This window comes from Polaribacter sp. AHE13PA (assembly GCF_019278505.1).
Classification (GTDB): domain Bacteria; phylum Bacteroidota; class Bacteroidia; order Flavobacteriales; family Flavobacteriaceae; genus Polaribacter.
The window spans coordinates 4,058,072-4,078,798 of sequence record NZ_CP058985.1 but is presented as its reverse complement, the minus strand read 5'-3'; the positions used below and the strand labels follow the sequence as shown (position 1 = coordinate 4,078,798).

Annotated in this window: 22 protein-coding genes and 1 tRNA gene; 3 read left to right on the top strand and 20 right to left on the bottom strand. The window is 29.6% G+C overall.

Annotation, left to right across the window (positions count from 1 at the left end):
- Nucleotides 1-27 precede the first annotated feature (27 nt).
- Nucleotides 28-525, top strand: coding sequence for a metallophosphoesterase (locus H0I28_RS17255; protein WP_218759914.1), 498 nt, complete (start codon nt 28-30; stop codon nt 523-525).
- On the opposite strand, the gene H0I28_RS17250 is transcribed toward H0I28_RS17255, so the two are convergent.
- The 4 genes from H0I28_RS17250 to H0I28_RS17235 all read right to left on the bottom strand — a co-directional run bounded on the left by H0I28_RS17250 (nt 512) and on the right by H0I28_RS17235 (nt 4,571).
- Nucleotides 512-2,317: a tetratricopeptide repeat-containing sensor histidine kinase gene (locus H0I28_RS17250; RefSeq protein WP_218759912.1), complete on the bottom strand. Its 1,806-nt coding sequence runs from the start codon at nt 2,315-2,317 to the stop codon at nt 512-514. The genes H0I28_RS17255 and H0I28_RS17250 overlap by 14 nt on opposite strands.
- Before the next feature lie 6 nt (nt 2,318-2,323).
- Nucleotides 2,324-3,016 carry a hypothetical protein gene (locus H0I28_RS17245; protein ID WP_218759910.1) on the bottom strand — a complete coding sequence of 231 codons (693 nt, stop codon included), beginning with the start codon at nt 3,014-3,016 and terminating at the stop codon, nt 2,324-2,326.
- 168 nt (nt 3,017-3,184) lie between these two features.
- Entirely contained in the window at nt 3,185-3,850 is a 666-nt protein-coding gene (locus tag H0I28_RS17240) for a response regulator transcription factor (RefSeq protein ID WP_165733098.1), read from the bottom strand.
- Nucleotides 3,851-4,139: 289 nt separating this feature from the next.
- Entirely contained in the window at nt 4,140-4,571 is a 432-nt protein-coding gene (locus tag H0I28_RS17235; RefSeq protein ID WP_218732633.1) for a DUF4293 domain-containing protein, read from the bottom strand.
- A 196-nt stretch (nt 4,572-4,767) separates the two neighbouring features.
- On the opposite strand from H0I28_RS17235, the gene rho reads away from it, so the two are divergent.
- The gene (rho, locus tag H0I28_RS17230) at nt 4,768-6,477 is read left to right on the top strand and encodes a transcription termination factor Rho (RefSeq protein WP_218759908.1); all 1,710 of its coding nucleotides are present in this window, start codon (nt 4,768-4,770) and stop codon (nt 6,475-6,477) included.
- A 322-nt stretch (nt 6,478-6,799) separates the two neighbouring features.
- Here the strand turns inward: rho and H0I28_RS17225 are convergent, their stop codons facing one another.
- The 7 genes from H0I28_RS17225 to H0I28_RS17195 form a co-directional block, all read right to left on the bottom strand.
- Nucleotides 6,800-8,890: a peptidylprolyl isomerase gene (locus H0I28_RS17225; RefSeq protein WP_218759906.1), complete on the bottom strand. Its 2,091-nt coding sequence runs from the start codon at nt 8,888-8,890 to the stop codon at nt 6,800-6,802.
- A 122-nt stretch (nt 8,891-9,012) separates the two neighbouring features.
- Nucleotides 9,013-10,278 (bottom strand): hemolysin family protein, encoded by a 1,266-nt coding sequence (locus H0I28_RS17220; protein WP_218732630.1) that lies wholly within the window; start codon nt 10,276-10,278, stop codon nt 9,013-9,015.
- A gap of 15 nt (nt 10,279-10,293) precedes the next feature.
- Nucleotides 10,294-10,491, bottom strand: coding sequence for a hypothetical protein (locus H0I28_RS17215; protein ID WP_218732629.1), 198 nt, complete (start codon nt 10,489-10,491; stop codon nt 10,294-10,296).
- A 1-nt stretch (nt 10,492) separates the two neighbouring features.
- Complete coding sequence (lptC, locus tag H0I28_RS17210) at nt 10,493-11,056, bottom strand: LPS export ABC transporter periplasmic protein LptC (RefSeq protein ID WP_218732628.1); 564 nt, start codon at nt 11,054-11,056, stop codon at nt 10,493-10,495.
- A 4-nt stretch (nt 11,057-11,060) separates the two neighbouring features.
- Nucleotides 11,061-12,383 carry a lipopolysaccharide assembly protein LapB gene (locus H0I28_RS17205; RefSeq protein WP_218732627.1) on the bottom strand — a complete coding sequence of 441 codons (1,323 nt, stop codon included), beginning with the start codon at nt 12,381-12,383 and terminating at the stop codon, nt 11,061-11,063.
- A 15-nt stretch (nt 12,384-12,398) separates the two neighbouring features.
- A complete protein-coding gene (locus H0I28_RS17200; RefSeq protein ID WP_218759905.1) occupies nt 12,399-13,688 on the bottom strand; it encodes a hypothetical protein in 1,290 nt (429 codons plus the stop codon).
- Complete coding sequence (locus H0I28_RS17195; protein WP_218761837.1) at nt 13,685-14,413, bottom strand: type III pantothenate kinase; 729 nt, start codon at nt 14,411-14,413, stop codon at nt 13,685-13,687. Before H0I28_RS17195 ends, H0I28_RS17200 begins: the two co-directional genes overlap by 4 nt.
- A 125-nt stretch (nt 14,414-14,538) precedes the next feature.
- Between H0I28_RS17195 and H0I28_RS17190 the strand changes: the two genes are divergently transcribed.
- Nucleotides 14,539-14,611, top strand: a tRNA-Phe gene (locus H0I28_RS17190).
- A 160-nt stretch (nt 14,612-14,771) separates the two neighbouring features.
- Here H0I28_RS17190 and H0I28_RS17185 read toward each other — a convergent pair.
- From H0I28_RS17185 to H0I28_RS17145, 9 genes are all read right to left on the bottom strand, one after another.
- A complete protein-coding gene (locus H0I28_RS17185) occupies nt 14,772-15,479 on the bottom strand; it encodes a LytTR family DNA-binding domain-containing protein (protein ID WP_218759904.1) in 708 nt (235 codons plus the stop codon).
- 14 nt (nt 15,480-15,493) lie between these two features.
- Complete coding sequence (locus H0I28_RS17180; protein ID WP_218732624.1) at nt 15,494-15,811, bottom strand: Hpt domain-containing protein; 318 nt, start codon at nt 15,809-15,811, stop codon at nt 15,494-15,496.
- A gap of 15 nt (nt 15,812-15,826) precedes the next feature.
- Entirely contained in the window at nt 15,827-16,237 is a 411-nt protein-coding gene (locus tag H0I28_RS17175; RefSeq protein WP_218759903.1) for a response regulator, read from the bottom strand.
- 123 nt (nt 16,238-16,360) lie between these two features.
- Entirely contained in the window at nt 16,361-16,810 is a 450-nt protein-coding gene (locus H0I28_RS17170; RefSeq protein ID WP_218759902.1) for an Lrp/AsnC family transcriptional regulator, read from the bottom strand.
- Between the two features lie 90 nt (nt 16,811-16,900).
- Nucleotides 16,901-18,238: an acetyl-CoA carboxylase biotin carboxylase subunit gene (gene accC / locus H0I28_RS17165; protein WP_218732621.1), complete on the bottom strand. Its 1,338-nt coding sequence runs from the start codon at nt 18,236-18,238 to the stop codon at nt 16,901-16,903.
- Nucleotides 18,239-18,319: 81 nt separating this feature from the next.
- On the bottom strand, nt 18,320-18,790 hold the full coding sequence (gene accB / locus H0I28_RS17160) for an acetyl-CoA carboxylase biotin carboxyl carrier protein (protein ID WP_208890249.1): 471 nt from the start codon (nt 18,788-18,790) through the stop codon (nt 18,320-18,322).
- Nucleotides 18,791-18,815: 25 nt separating this feature from the next.
- Nucleotides 18,816-19,811: a beta-ketoacyl-ACP synthase III gene (locus H0I28_RS17155; protein WP_218732620.1), complete on the bottom strand. Its 996-nt coding sequence runs from the start codon at nt 19,809-19,811 to the stop codon at nt 18,816-18,818.
- 154 nt (nt 19,812-19,965) lie between these two features.
- Nucleotides 19,966-20,163, bottom strand: coding sequence for a 50S ribosomal protein L32 (rpmF, locus tag H0I28_RS17150; protein ID WP_165733114.1), 198 nt, complete (start codon nt 20,161-20,163; stop codon nt 19,966-19,968).
- A gap of 1 nt (nt 20,164) precedes the next feature.
- The gene (locus H0I28_RS17145; RefSeq protein ID WP_218732619.1) at nt 20,165-20,701 is read right to left on the bottom strand and encodes a DUF177 domain-containing protein; all 537 of its coding nucleotides are present in this window, start codon (nt 20,699-20,701) and stop codon (nt 20,165-20,167) included.
- Nucleotides 20,702-20,727: the final 26 nt, after the last annotated feature.

The window sequence follows — 20,727 nt, the reverse complement described above, 5'->3', positions numbered from 1 at the left end:
GTTAAACTTTTCTAACTATTTCTTTTTATGAAGAAAATCTTATTATTATCTGATACTCACAGTTTTATTGATGTACAAATATTAAAGTTTGTAAAACAGGCAGATGAAGTTTGGCATGCTGGAGATATCGGAAATTTGGAAGTTACCGATACTATAAAAAAATTAAAACCTTTACGAGCTGTTTTTGGTAATATTGATGGAGCTGATGCTAGATCTGAATTTCCTTTAGACACAAAGTTTGAAGTTGAAAATGTTTCTGTTTGGATTACACATATTGGAGGGTATCCAGGTAGGTATGACCAGAGAATTCGTGAAGAAATAAAAGTAAATCCTCCAAAAATTTTTATCTCAGGACATTCTCATATTTTAAAAGTACAATATGATAAAAAACTGAATTTATTGCATTTAAATCCAGGTGCTGCAGGAAATCATGGTTTTCATAAAGTAAGAACCATGTTGCGTTTTACCTTAGAAAAAGGAAACGTACAAGATCTGGAAATTATAGAATTAGCTAAACGAGGTTAATTTTCTTTTTTTCTAAAATTGGCAGAATAACTTTAATTACAGTACCATTCTTAGGCGCAGTATCTATATGGAATTCTCCTTGCATCATTTGTATTCTAGCATCAATTTGATTTAACCCGAGTCCTTCTTTTTTTATTATCTTTTTTTTATCAAATCCAACACCATCATCAGAAATTCTTAAATACAATTTACCATCCGATTCATCTAACTTAATCATTGCCTTTTCTGCCTTACTATGCTTTAAAATATTATTAATAAATTCTTGAATAATATTATATACTTTTATTTCAAAATTTTGTTCATATCTCCTTGTTTCACCTACTCTTGTATCAATCTTAATTTGAGAATTAGAATATTTATCTGCCATATCTTTTAAGGCATATTTTAAACCAAATTTTAACAATACGGAAGAAACTAGGGTATGAGATAAATCTCTTATAGTTTGAGATGCCTCCTTAATAATGTGTTGGCTCTTATCTATTTCTATAGGAATATCTCCTTTAAACAAACCTCTTGCAGCCTGTAAATGAAGGTTTGCAGATGATAAAAGAGCACTTACACTATCGTGTAAAGTTTCTGCTATTTGTTTTCGCTCTGATTCTTTACCATCTATAGTCGCATTTAAAATTCTTACTTGAGTATCTGATTTTATCTTTTCTAAATTTTGATACTGAACTAACTGTGTTTGTGTTAACTCTAAGCGTAAATTTTTCTGGCGAAGTTTATAGAAATTTAATACATATAATAATGTAATAATTATTATTAAGCCACCTATACCAAGCATCCAAAATGTTCTTTGATTTTTTAGGCGTTTATTTTCTTCTTCTTTTAAAACTAATTTTTTAACTGTATCAACGTCGTATTCTGCCTTAATTGTTTTTACAATTCCTCTAATTTCAGTATCCCTTAGTTCATCTTTTATACCGTAAGATATTTCTTGAAATTCATATGCTTTGTAATCTTTTAACTTATACATAGCCCAAGATAAATTAGCATACAAACTAGCTTTAAACCTTACGGCTTTCGCACTATTATCATTCTTAATTAACTCTAAACCCTCTAAATAAATTTTTTTAGCTAAGTTAAAGTCTTCTTTAATTAAATAAATACTTGCTAGGTTACCTAAACCCGCGGCTTGGTTAAGTTTATCATTTTTAGATTTATGAATACTTATGGATAGATTTACATATTTTTCTGCCAAACCATACAAAGAGTCGTTTATATAAAATGCAGATAAATTACTATAAGTTCTTGCTTTGGCTTCTAAATAATTATTATCTAGATTGTTAAAATCTATTACTTTATTGTAATAATATAAAGTACTGTCTCTATATTTTTGTAAAAAATCTCTTTCTTTAAGTTTGTGATAAGAACTACCAAGGCGTAAGTAATTTTGAACTAGTAGTAAATTTGAGTCAAAACTATTCTTATTAGCATCTAATAATAATGAATCATTTAACAAACCATCCACATTAGTTCTAAAGTATTTAATCCCATCTTTAAAACTTAGAGTTTCATAAAAAATACTACCTATTAGGTAATTTGTTTTATAAAATATTTCTCTGTTATTATTTCTAGAGCTATCTAATAATGTAAATGCCTTTTTTAAAGCTAAATCAAATTTTTTATCTTGATAAACTTGATTAATATCTTGTAATTTTTCAACTAATGTACTATCATTTAATTGTATATAAAAAGAAGCTGTATTGCATACAGCTTCTTTTCTATTTGGTAATGTTTTAAAAACAACCACCAAAAACAATAATAAAAATATTTTATCTATAAATCTCAATACTTATTATATTATAATTACTTCTGGTCTTCTTTCTTTTTTAAAAACATAACCATCATCTTCACTTGATGATTTAGCCGAAGTATTATCTTCACGAATATGATTTACAAAATCAATCTTTAAAGCTTCACCTTCTATTTTTTCAAAAACCTTAGAAAAAACTGATTCATCAGACTTTCCTTCTTCTAAATGAACTTCATAAATATTTAATTCTTCATTAAAAACAAAATCTACTTTTACCTTATTCTTTACACTAAAATTTAAAGTATATGTTCCATTTTCGTTTCCAGAAATGCTATACTCAGATAACATGTCTTCGCTTTCAGTTTTAAAAAACTTAGCATCTTCATCTTTAATAGTAATTTGAGATTTCTTACTAGAATTAGTATCTACAAAACCTATCTTAAGCTGATTACCATCAATGGTAAAATCTTGAGTAACCTTACTGCTAAGTTTATTCTCTGATGGATATAAATAAATATAATTTGTATTCGTAGACTCATCTATAACATTTTCAGTTGCTGCATTTGCATTTAAACTATAATCTAAAGAATATGTTCCATCAACATCTCTTTTAATTGTATGTGTTTTTAATAAATCTGTAGATTGTTCTTCCGGCAATACTGTTTCATTGAATGAGCAAGAAGTAAAAACTAATGTTAGCAAAACTAATACTGCAAATAAGTTAAAGTTTTTCATAAGGGAGATAATTAATATTATATTTAATTAGGGTTAACTATTCATATTTTTTGTAAGCTAGAATGTATGCAACAATTAGTGTTCTTTGAATTAGCTATTAAACTTTTTAGGGGAACGATTTATAAATAAATCAAAGTCTAATAGTTATTTATTTTAGGGGCATAAGAACTATACTATATTGTTTTTAACTGCATACATTGCCAAGCCTACTGCATTTTTTACTTTTAATTTTTTTAATAAACTTTTTCTATATGTTTCAATGGTGTTTCTACTAAGGTGCATTAAATCTGCCATCTCAATAGTACTATACTCTTTTGTGATTAATTTTAAAACATCTAACTCTCTCTCCGTTAGACTTTCTAACAAATATTTGTCTGGCACTTCTCCTTTAGGAACCATTTGACCGGATAAAGATTGTAATAACATTTTCTGAATATCATCACTAAAATATTGCTCGCCTTTTGCAACTGCTTTTATAGCATTTACAATATGTTCTCCAGCATTATTTTTAGAGATATACCCATTAGAACCAAGAGATAAAACTTCTTGAACAATTTTAAGATCATCATAACTAGATAAAATAATAACTTTTTGGTCTATTTTTCTTTTTCTAAAGTGCTTTAAAACTTCAAAACCATCTAGAACTGGCATTGTAATATCTAATATTAAAACATCTGCCGAGTTTTCTTTTTGATCAAACCAATCAATTACTTCTTGTCCTGTTAAAGAATATCCTTTAATTTCAATCTCTTTATCAGTATTTATTACAGCGATGATGCCCTCAATTAAAATTTTGTGATCATCTGCTACGTGAACGTATATCTTTTCTTTCATTATTATATTACAAATTTAGAGTACAGTTTATAAACTTACAATACCCATTTTTGGTGAAATTTCAATCTCACTGTTTTCAGTGAACCCTCTCACTGAAAACAGTGAGACTACTACCTTACACATCTAACTTACAACACATTAACCCCTCATAGGATAATGTTATTTAAGTTAATAAAAATACAAATTAAATATTCAAATTAGATTTAAACTCTAGAAAGATCTAGAAAACAAAAAACCGAGAAATAAATTCTCGGTTTTTTTTCGCACTAAATATACTAATATGATAGGTTTATCGCAATCTATCTACAGATTTCACAAGATCTTCATCCTTTTTAATAGCTTTATTTGCCAAAACAATAAGCAAAATAACTAAAATTGGTAAGAACATCCCAATACCCTTCTCCGAAATCGAAACTTCTCCAGGTAAAGTTAGAGATACATAAATCAATAATCCTAATAAAAAAAGATTGATCAAAATTACTAAACGCCCTACAACAAATTGTAACTTCCTATTTTTAAACAAAAAAATAGTTCCAAAAGAAACGATTGCAGAAAGCAAATATAATAAAGGAATTACTTTTAAAAGCATAGAATCTCTAAAAAATAAATCCAAAGCAAAAATTTCTTCTTTAATAGTGCTCCAAATATCAAATACAAATATCAAGCCTCCAGAAACGGCGGTTGCTAACAATAAATAGATACTCTGTATTCGTTGAATCATATTAAAAAATAGAAATACAAAAGTAGAACTTTCTTTTTTAAAAAGAAAACCTAAAACTTAAAAAATTTGCATATATTTGTAATATAGTAACCACCCATTAAATATTGTATAGTACTATATACAATACATAAACTCTAAAAAAATTATAATTAATCTTATCTAAATAAGGTTTACAATTTAACTTAACATATAACGAATGTTCGAAATCTCAGAACTAAAAGCAAAAACACTTGCTGATTTACAAGTAATTGCAAAATCTATTGGTCTATCTAAGACGAGTCAACTTAAAAAATTAGATTTAGTGTATCAAATATTAGATACACAAGCTGCAAACCCTGTAGATACTTCATCAACTCCTGTAACTGAAGTAAAACAAAAAACAGAAAAACCTAAAAGAAAAAGAGTTTCTAAAGCTACTGATTCTGTAAAAGCACCAAGCGAAGCAGAAACTGGACAACCTACTTTAGATACACCAGAAACAAAGGTAAAACAAGAAAAAACAATTCAACGTAAACCTAACCCTAGGAAAACAGTACAGAAAGAAACTGTACAAAAAGATGTTGAAGCAGAGACAGAAATTAAACCAAAGGCTACCAAAGAAAGAGTTGTTAAAAAAGTAGATAAACAAGAGCCAAAACCTGCAAATACTCAAAACAAGACACAACCAAACAAGCCTCAACCAAAAACGAACGTTCCAAAGAAAAACCCTAACCAAACTAGAGACAAAAACAACTCTAACAGAAGTAATGGTAATAAATCTGGAAACCGTTATAAAGATCCCGATTTTGAATTTGATGGAATTATTGAAAGTGAAGGTGTCTTAGAAATGATGCCAGATGGCTATGGTTTCTTACGTTCTTCTGACTATAACTACCTATCATCTCCAGATGATATTTATGTTTCTCAATCTCAAATTAAATTATTTGGTTTAAAAACAGGAGACACCGTTAGAGGTAATGTTCGTCCACCAAAAGAAGGTGAAAAATATTTTCCATTAATTAGAGTATCAAAAATAAACGGATTAAATCCTAATTTAGTTAGAGACAGAGTATCTTTTGAGCACTTAACTCCGTTATTTCCTCAAGAAAAATTCAATTTAGCAGAAAAAGGAAGTTCTTTATCAACAAGAATTATCGATTTATTTTCTCCTTTAGGAAAAGGGCAAAGAGGTATGATTGTAGCACAACCTAAAACTGGTAAAACCATGTTATTAAAGGATGTGGCAAACGCAATTGCTGCAAATCACCCAGAAGTTTATCAGATAGTATTATTGATTGATGAGCGTCCGGAAGAGGTTACAGACATGAAACGTAATGTACGTGGAGAAGTTGTTGCTTCTACTTTTGATGAACCTGCAGACAAACACGTAAAAGTGGCCAATATTGTTTTAGAAAAAGCAAAACGTTTGGTAGAATGTGGGCATGATGTTGTTATTCTTTTAGATTCAATTACGCGTTTGGCAAGAGCTTACAATACCGTTGCACCAGCATCTGGTAAAATACTTTCTGGTGGTATCGATGCAAATGCATTACACAAACCAAAACGTTTCTTTGGAGCTGCTAGAAACATAGAAAATGGTGGTTCTTTAACCATTATTGCTACAGCACTTACAGAAACTGGTTCTAAAATGGACGAAGTAATTTTCGAAGAATTTAAAGGAACAGGTAACATGGAGCTTCAATTAGATAGAAATATATCTAACAGACGTATTTATCCTGCTATCGATTTAATTAAATCTTCTACAAGACGTGATGATTTATTATTAGACGCTAAAACTGTACAAAGAATGTGGGTTTTACGTAAATACCTTGCAGATATGAACCCTATTGAAGCAATGGAATTTATCAATGATAAAATTAAATTCTCTAAGAATAATGATGAGTTTTTAATCTCTATGAACGGTTAGAAATAACATTTAGATAAAAAATAAACTTTATAGAAAACCTTTTTGAGCAATCAAGAAGGTTTTTTATTAGAAGCTATTTCTTGCTTGGAGTTTATCTTGAGAGCAGTCGAAAGGCACTCGCTTTTAATATTCCAAAAAGAATAATAAAGAGCTCAAACAAATGCTTCAATCAGGGCTAAACCTACTTGCTTTTGTCACTACATAAACAAAGTAACAAAGTTCACATCTATATAGATTTAAAAGCTCTATTGAGTTAAATTTAAAGCATAAAAAATCCGTTCAAAAAGTTGAACGGATTTTTATATTTTTAATAAAACTTATACTAGTTACTTCTGTATAAGTCTGATCTGTAATCTTCTACATCAGCAGCATTTTTAATAGCCTCATAAATTGCAAAAGTTTTTGTTTTTCTAGACTCAGCAATACTCTTTCTAGTAGTTTCATAGTTTGGTAAAGCAGTTGGCAACTCTTTGTTTGTTACAGCAAAAGCATACACACCTCTATTACCTTCTATGTTTTTATAAACTTTATTAATTTCTGCGTTATACATAGCTCCTACAACCATAGGCTCTGAACCAGCACCAGACAACGTAGGACTTTTTAAATTAATACCACTTGCATTTCTAACATTGGTATTGTTCTCTTTAGCGATATCTGCTAACGTACTTCCATTAAATTTATCTGCAATTAATTTAGCTTTCTTTTGGTTTACTAAAATAGGCTTTACAGTATTTGTTGCTTTAGCAGCAGACATTAATCCTTTTTCAGTTTTAGCCGTTACAAAAGCAACCACATGACTACCTTCTAAATCGAAACGTTTAAAATCTCCAGGTTTAGTATCATTACTAAAAGCCCAAGAAATAATTTGTCTTTGGTTTCCTAAACCAGGTACATTTTCATCTAAAACTTTTAAACCAATAGCAGGTTTTGTAACATAGTTATTTTCTTTTGCTACTTCAAAAAACTTATTTTCTTTTGATGACGCTAAAGCAAATTGTTCTGATTTTTGAAAAATAGCATTTTCAGTAACTTCAGAAGCTATTATTTGTCTACTATAAGTAGCTAATTTTAAAGCTGTCTGATTGTTCTTTTGTCCATCAATCTTAATAATATGAAAACCAAATGGAGTTTCAACAACATCGATATCACCAGTACTTCCTTCAAAAACGAAGTCTCTAAATTCAGGTGTCATTCTGTTATAAGTAAACCAATCTAAATCTCCTCCTTTTGCACCAGAACCAAGATCCGATGACATTGTTTTAGCTAAGTCTTCAAATTTATTTTTGTTTCTTTTTACAACATTTAATATACTATCAGCTAAAACCTTAGCCTCATCTTGTGTTCTTGTTACATCTGCAGCAACTCTTTGAGCTCCTAAAAAAGGAATTAAAATATGACTTGCTCTAGCAGAGTCTGGCATACTAGTTACATCAGTAATTTTAGATATTTTAAAATATCCTTGTTCTTTATAAGGACCAAAAACATCTCCTTTAGCACCTTTAAAAATTTCCGAAGCTACTGTTGCATTAATCTCTTTTTGAAATTTAAAACTATCATCAATACTAGTATCAGAATCATTTTCGCTTAAAAATACACTTTCATTAGAAGTATTTTTAAAATCTTCAATTAATTCAGAAACACTAGCTTTAATAGCATTTTCATCTTCTGTTGTAGCAGCAATATTAAACTGTACATAAGAAATATCTCTAGACTCTTCTACTTTAAAGTCGTTAGAGTTTGCTTTGATATAAGATTCTATTTCTCCTTTAGAAACAGAAACTAAACTATCTGCAATTGAAGTATAAGGTACAAATACAAATTGAGAAGTTAATTTAGTATTATCTGCAAAATATTGAGACTCTCCCTCTTTTAAAGAAGCACCAAGACCTGCAGTAACTAGATTATTATATGTATTTCTCGATCCATTATCTCTAATTTGAGTCATGTAGTTAGACCAAGCTCCCCACATTTCTGGATTGTTTAATTTTGTATCGGCTAAAAATTGTTTGAATTTAACTTCATCAAAAAAGCCTACTTCATTTTGAAATTGAGGATTATCTTTTACTGAAGGAGCATTAATTACTTCATTCCAAACATCAGCTTCACCAACAGTAATTCCTGCTTCTGATAATTGATTTTGGTAGATTTTTTTTCTAACAATATTATCCCAAACATTTTTAGAGGCTTGCATTTCAGTAACACCGTTACCTACTTGTTGCTTATAGGCTTCTAATTCTCCAGTAAACTCTTGTAAAGAGATACTCTCTCCATTTATTTCACCTACTTGATTTACTTTACTTGAATCGAAAAAATCACCTAAAGTAGATGGGTCCAATACAAAAGCAAAAAGTGCTAAACCAATTATAATGATTAAGAACATTGAACGTTCTCTAATTTTTGATAAAATTGCCATACGAATTTATTTAATTTTCAGTTTGCGAATATACGATTTGGGATTTAATATTGCAATCGAATTTATACTTATTAGTAGTAATTAAATTGACTTATAATTAGTTCTAAAAACAAAGAGATTTATTAAGCATCTTCATCTACTATTTTTAAGCGTACTTCTTCTATTTTAGCACTACTCATTTTTAAGATTTTAATTTCAAAATCTTCAATATCAACCACTTCATTTTCTATAGGAATACTTTCTGTTTGCTCTATAATAAAGCCTCCTAAAGTTTCATAAGCTTCAGATTTTGGTATATTTAAACTATACTCTTCATTCAAATAATCTACCTCTAATCTTGCTGAAAAATTAAATTCTGTTTCAGATATTTTTTTTTCTAAAAATTCTTGAGTATCGTGCTCATCTTCAATTTCACCAAACAATTCTTCTACAATATCCTCTACGGTTATCATACCAGAAGTACCCCCATATTCATCAACAACAACAGCAACACTTTTACGTTTTTTCATTAAACTGTTTAAAATGTTGTTTATCATCATAGACTCGGGTACAATCTCTACTGGCAATAAAATAGATTTAATAGTTTTTGGTTTCTTAAATAATTCAAAAGCATTTACATACCCTATCACGTCATCTAAAGATGATTTATAAACTAACACTTTAGACAAACCCGAATCTATAAATATATTTTTTAAGTTCGCTACTTTTTCATGTAATTCAACTGCAACAATTTCGGTTCTAGGAACCATAACCTCTCTTGCTTTTACATTATGAAAGTCCAGTGCATTTTGAAAAATTTGTATTTCAGAATCTACTTCTTCATCATTATTACCTGTTTCTAATTGCTCTGTAATATAGTAACCTAACTCTTCTTTACTAAATTCCGTCTGTTGCTCTTCTGCATCTGTTTTAAAGAATACACGCAGAAAAAAATCTGAAATAAAAGAAATAATTTCAGAAAAAAAATGAAATAAAACGTAAAAAAAATAGGCAGGTACAGCAAATAATTTTAAAACCTCATTTGCATAGATTCTAAAAATAGCTTTTGGTAAAAACTCTGCAGTAATTAGTATTATTATGGTAGATATAATTGTTTGTAAAAGAAGCGTAGTAAACTCATTGTAGGTATTTAAGGGAAGAATTCTAATTAAGAATCCGCCCATATAATAACTGTAAATTACCAAAGAAATATTATTACCAACTAACATGGTAGTAATAAATTTTGATGATTTTTGAGTAATTTTATTAAGAACACTAGGTATAAAGCCTTCTCTTTTTTTCTCTAATTCTATATGCAGCTTATTAGCAGAAACAAATGCTATTTCCATTCCCGAAAAGAAAGCGGAAAGAATAATAGAGGTCAATATTATGATAATTTCAATTTCCATTAAGAAATTTATAATCTATTTTTGGTTATTTCTAGTTTCTACTTTTTTTCTAAAATGTCTTTTAAAGAAAAAAACTAAGATAATAAAAATAGAAGCACCAAAAAACATATAAGATTTCTGCCTATCTGCTCCCCAACTAAGAAAACCTTCTACCAAACATATTAAAGCGACTACTAAATAGCCATATTGAAAAAATTTCCAAACTGTATTCATATTATTCTCCTTCTGATGTTAGTAATCTTCCTGTTGTTTTCTTTGCTAAATGCTTACTTAAATCTTCTTTACACTCAAACCCAACACCATATATAGTATCTTTTAAAGTGGTTAAAGTAAATGCTTTTTCTGAAAAAAAGTACTTAGTATTTTGATCCCAAAATAATTGTTCTGTTTCTAATTTAGAATTTTCTTTAGGATTTACAACTACCACATTTCCTTTTATTTCAGAAATCTGAGTGTTTGTATATGATAATGCATAATTTCCTGAAATAGTAACAGAGTCCATTCCATCAAAATTTATAATTTCAATACCTTCTGGAAATTCGTTATAAGGATGTTGTTTTCTATTACTAAAATCATACAATAACGGCGTAATTAGTTTTGATGTAATTCTACCAGAATCTTTATATACATGAAGTGCATCTTTAGCAATTCCGATAGGCAAATTCTTAGACACCAAAAAATCCCTCACTTCCTTCGTATTGTTAGAGCAAGAAAAAAGCATTACTGTAACAAATAGTACAGTAATGCTTTTATATAATATTTTTTCTGTGTTTTTCAAAAAATTAATTTGAAGGTACTCTTACTGTTTCACCAATCCAACATTTTAGAGTATAGCTACTACCAGGAGTAACACCTGCAGTAAAAACAACTTTAGAACTTGGTACATTAGCTCTATAACTTCTAATATATGAACCTGCAGTAGACGAAATACTAGGATCTACAGATGCAGCTCTCTGTGCTTGATTTAAAGCAGCAACATATACCATTCTTTTTTCAAATTCATTATCACCACAATTATTTACACTAGACTGGTATAATCTTGCAATAAATAAATATGCTTTACCATAGTTAGGGTTAAAACGTAAAGCTTCTCTTGCTAAACCTCTAGCTTTACTTAATTGACCTCTAGACTTAGCTGATTGAGCGAATTTTAATTTATACTTTGCTTTCTTTAAAGGATCTGTTTCTAAATCGAAAGATTTTTCTCTCATTTCATTAGCCCCAGCTGTATCTCCATTATCTTCTAAAACACTAGCCAAAAATGAATATGCTTCAGGAGAAGGAGATGCTTCGGCATAAGCTCTAACTAATTCTTGGTACAAAGGATCTTCTTGACAGTCTTTGTTAAACATTCTAGAAACTGATCTTTTTAACCAAACAGCATTAGATTTATTTTCTTCAAAATCTCTTTTGTAAATAGGTATTAATCTTTCGCAAGTTGCTATTTCTGAAATAATATTATCTAAACCTCCTTCTACAGTACCCAATGCTCTTGAGTTTGTCGAATATGCATGTATTAATTTTTTGTTAGCTACAGAATCTTTAGAAAGTTCTTTTAGTCTAGCCGCATATCCTTCCAATTTTGTACCTACAGATTCTAAAACATCATCATAAGTATCAAATACTTTTTGAGGATCTGTGTCTTTATTTCTATCTGTAACTCCTTGAAAATAGATATACAAGTTTTTTACTCCCATTTTAGCAGGATCGATATTATATCCTTTTTCTAAAATAGCAAATACTTCATCATCAGATGCTAATTTGTTATCTAACAAATAAGTTGCATAATCACTATGTAATTTTGCTGGATTGTCTTTAGGAAAATACTGTAATCTTTGCTCATAAACTCTTTTTGCTAAAACAGGGTCTTTTCTAACGTCTTCAGCCAAAGTAGAACCTAACTTGTAAATATTTACAGATAAATCTTTACAATTATCCATTAAATAAATCCAGTTTGTATAAGCTTCTTCATACTTTTTAGATTGGAAATCTCCCTTAAAAAGATTATACTTAATAGTACATTCTCTTTTTGCATCGTCTTGCGCATTTGTTTTTGCTGATGCCAATAACAACATTGCAGCTAGTAAAAACGTAATTTTCTTCATTTTGTTAGTTTTTTGTTAATCTATTTTTCTTTTCTGAAACCAATTAGTATCTGTCAAAGATAAACTTAATCTAAAATTAAAATAATTTTCTTTAATTAAATTATTAGCAGTTGTACCTCTTTGACCAAATTCAAATCCCATATTTACTGAGGATAATTGTTTCAGTGGTAAACCTAAACCAAAAGATATGCCAAAGTCGTCTACAGCGGTAAAATTTGTATATGGAGTTGTTCCATCTACTAATAACCCTGTCTTTTCTAAACGAACACCCGCTCTATAAGTAACTCTTTCCCAGTAATTTGAAATTGAATTAATTTTAGGAATATAAAATCCACCTAAAGAAATTCTATTTGACTCACCATACATGTAAGCATTGTTAGAAGTAGCTAAAAAGCCTGTAGTTTCTATAGCATCTTGTTGTTCGTACTCTAAACCAACGTACCATTGATCATCTTTTCCTACTCCTGCACCTAAAGTTGCTTTTAATGGTAATTTATAATTTCCACTAATTTCTGATTGCGAAATGGTATCTCTTCCAAATTCTCCTCCAGTATTAGTTATAGTAAGAGAGTATAAATAATCATCTCCGGTAACTTCTAAATCATTACCCATTTTAAGAGTAGCTCCACCGCTTATTATCAGTTTATTTTTAAGTGCTTTTTTATATTGTGCTCCTAGTGTAACCGATCCACCTCTAACAATAGTAGCTTCCTTATATTTTGTAGCTAAAGCAACTCCTAACCTTTCATTAAGAATACTATTATCTATACTTCCAAATTTATAATCTAATTCTACCCCTAAAGATAATTCTTTATAAACTTTTATACCAAAACTAGTGTAAATTCTACTTACACCGCCATCACCAGTAAAACGAGTTCTCTCCAAAATATTTTCTTCGTCATCTAAAATAGAATTAGATAAAGAATAACCCACAGAAGATACAGGTTGTAATCCAAAAGACATACCTGCTTTCTTACCGATAGGAAAAGCCAAAGCAAAATAACTTAAACTAGTAGAGTTTGAAGACTGTTTAACACCGTCATTCTCTACTGATAATTTATTATTTAACAAACCAAAAGAATATGTTGTATATCTTAAGTTAGCATACGCTGCAGGATTTGTAAAGTTTAAATATTTGTAGTGGTTAAAAGCAACTCCAATACCACCCATTGCACTTTGTTCTACTGTAACAGGGTTAAATTCATCTCCTATACCAAAAAAAGAGTATGGTGATGAACTTGTTCTTTGAGCTGTTAAAGCTGAAGAGGTTATTAGTATAAAAACTAATAATATGTTTCTAATCATTTGTCTATATTAAATATCAATATTCTATTTAATCCTTGAAGAAGAAAATTTTTCTTGGCAAATATGCTACTTTTTAATTGCTTTGACAAGAATTTTGTGTCTCCTCCTGTTAAAACGACTGTTAAATCCATATATTTCTTTTTATATTGATTAATTACACCATCAATTTCTTGAACCACTCCATTTACAACACCAGAATTCATACTTTCTTTGGTGTCACGACCAATAAAACTATTCACTTCATCTATTTGCAGTAATGGTAAATTTGCCGTAAAATGATTTAAAGAATCAAATCTCATTTTTATTCCCGGAGAAATTGCACCACCTAAGTATTCTGACTTACTATTCACAAAATCGAAAGTAATACAAGTACCAGCATCTATAATTAATGTGTTTTTTTCAGGAAACTCATTTACGGCCCCCACAACCAATGCAATTCTATCTACTCCTAAAGTTGTTGGTGTTTTATACAAATTAACAAAAGGAACATTCGTCGAAGAGGACAAAATCGTCAATTGCATTAAATCTTGAAGCTTATTCAACGTTTTTTCTGATATAAAACTAACCGAAGACAAGATTCCTTGACTAATTTTATATTTTTTTAAAATTTTTTTTATTTCTGATAAAATTTTTTTCTGGTCAATAAAAACCACTTCTAAAATGGTATCACCCTCAAATACAGCAGCCTTAACTCTTGTATTACCTGCATCAATTATTAAATTCATCATTACTATATTTATAAAAATCAAAAATACAATACATTTTTTTAAAAAGATGCTTGCACATCTTAAAAAAGGTTGTATATTTGCCACCGCTAAGGGAAAGATATTAATCTAACTTCTAAAGTAATGGTACCTTAGCTCAGTTGGTAGAGCAAAGGACTGAAAATCCTTGTGTCCCTGGTTCGATTCCTGGAGGTACCACTTAAAACCCTATAAACAATATGTTTATAGGGTTTTTACTTTTTAGGATACTAAATAAAAAAGGTGTTATCTAAAATTTAGAAACACCTCAATACTATAAACAAACCATAGTAAATCCTAGATTATTTAATTAAAACGGAATTTGATATTTAAAAGAATGTTAAAGTAAATTCAACCTTCTCATCAATTCACTTTTATTAGATCTACTAATTGGTATTACACTTTTTTGAATAAGTACGCTGTTATCCTCAATATCTACAATCTCAGAAATATTAATAATAAAAGACCTATGTATTCTAAGAAATAAAGAAGAAGGTAGTTTATCTTCTATTTTTTTTAATGTTGAATGTACTATATAGCTCTTACTATCTGTTCTAATGCTAATATAATCTCCTTTTGCTTCTACAAAACAAATACTAGGAATATTAATTTTAACAAGTCTTCTCTCTACACTTACATAAATAAAATCAGAACCTTCCTTTGAAGAATTAGTTACGCTCTTGGAACTGACTGACTTTTCTAAACTAGCTAATTTTCGCAAAGACTTATTAAACCTTGTTTTAGCAATAGGCTTTACAAGATAATCTACTACACAGTCATATTCAAATGCCTGAAGCGCAAAATTTTTATCTGATGTTGTTAAAATTATTTTTGGTGGAGATTTTAAAGTTTGAATAAAGTCGAAACCAGAAAATGTAGGCATGTGAATATCTAAAAATATTAAATCTACTTCATTTGAGTTAAGGTATTTTATAGCCTCTATAGCAGAACCAAACTCCTCTAAAACAGCAAAATCCTTAAAATCGGCACATAGCTTTTTAATAATCAGTCTTGCTGTTGCATCATCATCAATTACTATACAATTCATACTATTTTTAAAAATTATTCGACTTTTAAATATACATGAATTTTGTTTAAAACATTTATAAAATCGGTATATAATTTGGTATCATTATTTTTTAAATCTTTTTCAAATTTAGAAGCTAATTCAGTACCTTTTTTTAATCCTAAAATACTAATTTTATGTTTTATCTTATGCACTTTGTCTGCAGCTTCTGAGTACTCTTTATTATTATAATGTTTATTAAAAAGTAAACATTCTTCTGGAAATTCATTTTTTAAAACAATTAAAATACTCTCTTCAAATTCTTTATCTCCTCCAGAAAGATCTTTTATATAACTTAAATTAGGTTCTTCCATCTTTGTTCATATTATTTATTCTTTAATAAGTTTATTCTCTTTCCAATAATTTAATAGTGATACTACTTTTTTAGAATAATCAGAAAATTGTAACGGCTTTGTAAAAAAGCCCGAAACTCCAAAATCATAACATCTTTTTAATTCTGTATCATCTTCAGAATTAGACATAACTATTATAGGGATATTTCTAAATTTAACATTAGATTTTAAATTACTTAAAAAATCTAACCCATTCATTTCCGGCATATGCAAATCCATAATAATAATATTAAAAGAATGTTCTGCTTTATTTAAAATACGTAATGCTTGTTTACCATCTTTTGCTTCTACTACTTTAGAGCGGCAATTATTATCATTACACACCTTTTTAAACTTCATTCTTTCTATTTCATCATCATCAACAAGTAATATGGAGAGGAAGTTCATATTTTCTTACATTTTATTTTAAGATGATGTAAAAATGAACTAATAAAATTAAAAAAAAATATTTGTTAGCTTATTTGAAGTAAAAACTCGTTAAGTGGTAAAGATTTAATGTTTAATATAATGCTATACATAAACCTGTCTATCAATTTTATGATTGAGAGAAATGAATGTTTCAAACTTAGTAACACCATTAATCACTTTTATTTTAGTCTCTAACAAACACATTAAGTCTTCATTATCTTTACATAATACTTTTATAAAAATTGTAAAATTACCCGTTGTATAATGGCATTCTACAACTTCTCTAACTTCTTTAAGCCTCTTTATAATTGATGATAACACTGCGGTATTTTCTAAATAAACACCTACAAAAGCAATTGTAGTATACCCCAAAGCTTCTGGATTTATCTTCATTTGGTAACCTTCGATTAATTTAGATTTCTCTAATTTTCTTAACCTTTGATGAATTGCTGCTCCAGATATACCAATATCTCTTGCAATACTTAAAATAGGTACTCTTGCATCTTTTACTAAACTTCTTATAATTTTTTTATCAATACCGTCTATCTTCATCTTTATATCTTAGACCATAAAGGTAAAAAAAATAGAGAACACAAATTGTGTTCTCTATTTTAATATCAATTTAAACTTAAATCTTATGTATTATTTCATTTCGAAATCTTCCATAAATTTAGTTGTATAGTTTCCTGCAACATAATCTGGATGATCCATTAATTGTCTATGGAAAGGAATTGTTGTTTTAACACCTTCTATTACAAACTCATCTAATGCGCGTTTCATTTTATTAATAGCTTCTTCTCTTGTTTGAGCAGTAGTTATTAATTTCGCAATCATAGAGTCGTAATTTGGTGGAATCATATACCCTGCATACACATGAGTATCTACTCTTACTCCATGTCCTCCTGGAGAGTGAAAAGTTGCAATCTTTCCTGGAGCTGGCCTAAAGTTGTTATACGGATCTTCTGCGTTAATTCTACATTCTATAGAGTGCATTTGAGGAAAATAATTTTTTCCAGAAATTGGTACACCTGCAGCTACCAAAATTTGCTCTCTAATTAAATCGTAATTTACTACTTCTTCCGTAATAGGGTGCTCTACTTGTATACGAGTATTCATCTCCATAAAGAAGAAGTTTCTATGCTTATCTACTAAAAACTCTACAGTTCCAGCACCTTCATACTTTATAAACTCTGCTGCTTTTACAGCTGCAGTACCCATTTTCTTTCTTAAAGCATCTGTCATAAAAGGAGAAGGAGTTTCCTCTGTTAACTTTTGATGACGACGTTGCACAGAACAGTCTCTTTCTGATAAATGACAAGCTTTCCCGTAAGAATCTCCAACAATTTGAATCTCTATATGTCTAGGCTCTTCAATAAGCTTCTCCATATACATATCATCATTACCAAAAGCTGCTTTACTTTCATGTCTTGCAGAATCCCAAGCATCTTTTAAATCTTCTGGCTTCCAAACAGCACGCATTCCTTTCCCCCCACCTCCTGCAGAAGCTTTTAACATTACTGGATAACCAGTTTCTATAGCTGTTTTTTCACAACTTTCAAAGTCTTCAATAACACCTTCACTTCCTGGTACACAAGGTACACCTGCAGCAATCATGGTAGATTTAGCATTCGCTTTATCTCCCATTTGATCAATCATATCACCTGTTGCTCCAATAAATTTTATATTATGCTCTTCACATAATCTAGCAAACTTAGCATTTTCAGATAAAAATCCGTAACCAGGGTGAATAGCATCTGCATTTGTAATTTCTGCAGCTGCAATAATATTAGACATTTTTAAGTAAGACTCAGAACTTGGTGCTGGACCAATACAAACTGCTTCATCTGCAAATCTTACGTGCAAACTTTCTGCATCCGCAGTAGAATATACTGCTACAGTTTTAATGCCCATTTCTTTACAGGTTCTAATAACACGAAGTGCTATCTCCCCTCTATTGGCAATTAATATTTTTTTAAACATAATTTAAGAGTTATAAGTTATAAGTTATAAGATTTTGAGTTAGAACATCTATTCTATAATCAAAAATCTAAACTCTTTCTATTACGATGGGTCTACTAAGAATAATGGCTGATCAAATTCTACAGGAGAAGAATCATCCACTAATATTTTAACGATCTTACCTGAAACTTCAGATTCTATTTCATTAAATAATTTCATTGCTTCAATAACACAAACAGTATCTCCTACAGAAATATCTGTTCCTACTTCTACAAAATTAGGCTTATCTGGTGATGGTTTTCTATAAAAAGTTCCAATAATAGGAGACTTTACAGTAATATATTTAGAATCACCACTTTCCGCTACTACTGTATCTGCTGTAACAGGAGCTGCTGCAACAGGTTGTGCAACTTGAGGCATACCAGCCATCGGAGCTGCTTGTAAAATTGTTGTTTCTGTTTTACCAGAACCAGTTCTAATTGTAATCTTTACATCTTCCATTTCTAACTTTACCTCGCTAGCGCCAGATTTAGCTACAAATTTTATAAGATTTTGAATCTCTTTAATATCCATACTCATAATTGTTTAATTGTTGTGTTTATGAATTATACGCCCATTTTACGTAAGCTGCTCCCCATGTGAAACCGCCACCAAATGCCGCAAAAATTAAATTATCTCCTTTTTTTAATTGACTTTCATAATCTGCTAGTAAAAGTGGTAAAGTTGCAGATGTAGTATTTCCGTATTTTTGAATGTTCATCATAACTTTTTCTGATGGAACCCCTACTCTTTTAGCTATTGCTTCAATAATTCGTTTATTAGCTTGGTGTGCTACTAACCATTGAATATTTTTTTCTGTAAGATTATTTCTTTCTAATACTTTTCCGGCAACATCTGCCATATTAGAAACTGCATATTTAAAAACAGTTTTTCCTTCTTGATATACAAAGTGTTTATCTGACGCAACAGTTTCTTTAGTTGTTGGCATTAAAGAACCACCTGCCTCTATTCTCAAGAAGTCTCGTCCTATACCATCACTTCTTAAGTACTCGTCTTGCAGACCTAAGCCTTCATAATTTGGTTCAAACAAAGCAGCTCCCGCTCCATCACCAAAAATAATACAAGTAGCTCTATCTTTATAGTCTATTATAGAAGACATTTTATCTGCTCCTATTAACAATACTTTTTTATATCTACCAGACTCTATATAACTAGCTGCTGTAGACATACCATATAAAAAACTAGAACATGCTGCTTGCAAATCATAACCAAAAGCATTTACTGCTCCTATTTCTGATGCCACATAAGCCGCTGTAGATGCTATAGGTAAATCTGGAGTTGCAGTACCAATAATAATTAAATCTATTTCTGCAGGATCTACGTTTGACTTTTGTAATAATTCTTCCGCAGCTTTTATTGCCATGTATGAAGTACCTAAACCTTCTCCTTTTAAAATCCTTCTTTCTTTAATCCCTGTTCTACTGGTAATCCATTCATCATTAGTGTCTACCATGGTCTCTAACTCTTTATTAGTTAGAACATATTCAGGAACATACTTCCCTACTGCTGTAATTGCTGCAGTGATTTTTGTCATAATTTTAGTTGTTTTCCATGTGGTTAGGAAAATCAAAAGTAGTGAAATTTATTTCACTTTTTAAAGTAAAAATTATCAAAAGAATTAATTTCAACTTTAAAAACGCAAAAAAACCCTCAATTAATGAGGGTTTTAAAAAAAACTTTTGATTCTTTTATGCTTCTATTGCAGATGCCGATTCTAATACGATCTGTCCTCTATAGTATAATTTACCTTCATGCCAGTGAGCTCTATGATATAAGTGAGATTCTCCTGTTGTAGGGTCTGTAGCAATCTGCTGATAAGATGCCTTATAATGAGTTCTCCTTTTGTCTCTTCTAGTTTTGGATATTTTTCTCTTAGGATGTGCCATTTTATGTCTTTTTTTCTGTTATTAAATTCTTTAATTTATCCCACCTTGGGTCTGTCTCTTCAACAGTCTTTACTTCTTTTATTTCTAATTCTCTTAACTTATTTAATGCTTCAGAGTCCATTGTTCCATCTAAAACTTTTGGATGAACTCTTTTATTAGGAACTGATAATACAATCATTTCATAAATAAACTGAGCGACATTAAACTCATACGCCTCATGAGGTAATATTAAAATCTCCTCATTTTCATCATTAAATTCTGGTCCAAAGTTTACCACTAAAGGTAAAACTGCTTGAACATCTTGTTTATAAAGTTCGTTAGAAACATCACATGGTACTTCTACAAAACCATTGGCGGTAAAAGTTAATTCTAGTAACGTACTCTTCTTTATAAAATTTAATGATATTTTAATTGATGAACTTTCAAATTCATCAAAATTAAAAACATTAAAGAACGTATTGTTAATTTCATATTCAAACAAATGAATTCCTTCCTTTAATCCTACAAATTGTATGTCGAACTCCTTTAAGTCTTTCATTTCCAAATATCAATTAAGCGTGCAAA

Bases quoted from the DNA above. Each gene is read 5' to 3' on its own strand.
- accC (WP_218732621.1), bottom strand. From the start codon at position 18,238: ATGTTTAAAAAAATATTAATTGCCAATAGAGGGGAGATAGCACTTCGT.
- H0I28_RS17235 (WP_218732633.1), bottom strand. From the start codon at position 4,571: ATGATTCAACGAATACAGAGTATCTATTTATTGTTAGCAACCGCCGTT.
- H0I28_RS17170 (WP_218759902.1), bottom strand. From the start codon at position 16,810: ATGAAGATAGACGGTATTGATAAAAAAATTATAAGAAGTTTAGTAAAA.
- H0I28_RS17180 (WP_218732624.1), bottom strand. From the start codon at position 15,811: ATGGAAGAACCTAATTTAAGTTATATAAAAGATCTTTCTGGAGGAGAT.
- H0I28_RS17240 (WP_165733098.1), bottom strand. From the start codon at position 3,850: ATGAAAGAAAAGATATACGTTCACGTAGCAGATGATCACAAAATTTTA.
- accB (WP_208890249.1), bottom strand. From the start codon at position 18,790: ATGGATATTAAAGAGATTCAAAATCTTATAAAATTTGTAGCTAAATCT.
- H0I28_RS17195 (WP_218761837.1), bottom strand. From the start codon at position 14,413: ATGAATTTAATAATTGATGCAGGTAATACAAGAGTTAAGGCTGCTGTA.
- H0I28_RS17145 (WP_218732619.1), bottom strand. From the start codon at position 20,701: ATGAAAGACTTAAAGGAGTTCGACATACAATTTGTAGGATTAAAGGAA.
- H0I28_RS17200 (WP_218759905.1), bottom strand. From the start codon at position 13,688: ATGATTAGAAACATATTATTAGTTTTTATACTAATAACCTCTTCAGCT.
- rho (WP_218759908.1), top strand. From the start codon at position 4,768: ATGTTCGAAATCTCAGAACTAAAAGCAAAAACACTTGCTGATTTACAA.
- H0I28_RS17175 (WP_218759903.1), bottom strand. From the start codon at position 16,237: ATGAACTTCCTCTCCATATTACTTGTTGATGATGATGAAATAGAAAGA.
- H0I28_RS17245 (WP_218759910.1), bottom strand. From the start codon at position 3,016: ATGAAAAACTTTAACTTATTTGCAGTATTAGTTTTGCTAACATTAGTT.
- H0I28_RS17205 (WP_218732627.1), bottom strand. From the start codon at position 12,383: ATGAAGAAAATTACGTTTTTACTAGCTGCAATGTTGTTATTGGCATCA.
- H0I28_RS17185 (WP_218759904.1), bottom strand. From the start codon at position 15,479: ATGAATTGTATAGTAATTGATGATGATGCAACAGCAAGACTGATTATT.
- H0I28_RS17220 (WP_218732630.1), bottom strand. From the start codon at position 10,278: ATGGAAATTGAAATTATCATAATATTGACCTCTATTATTCTTTCCGCT.
- H0I28_RS17225 (WP_218759906.1), bottom strand. From the start codon at position 8,890: ATGGCAATTTTATCAAAAATTAGAGAACGTTCAATGTTCTTAATCATT.
- H0I28_RS17215 (WP_218732629.1), bottom strand. From the start codon at position 10,491: ATGAATACAGTTTGGAAATTTTTTCAATATGGCTATTTAGTAGTCGCT.
- H0I28_RS17255 (WP_218759914.1), top strand. From the start codon at position 28: ATGAAGAAAATCTTATTATTATCTGATACTCACAGTTTTATTGATGTA.
- rpmF (WP_165733114.1), bottom strand. From the start codon at position 20,163: ATGGCACATCCTAAGAGAAAAATATCCAAAACTAGAAGAGACAAAAGG.
- H0I28_RS17155 (WP_218732620.1), bottom strand. From the start codon at position 19,811: ATGACAAAAATCACTGCAGCAATTACAGCAGTAGGGAAGTATGTTCCT.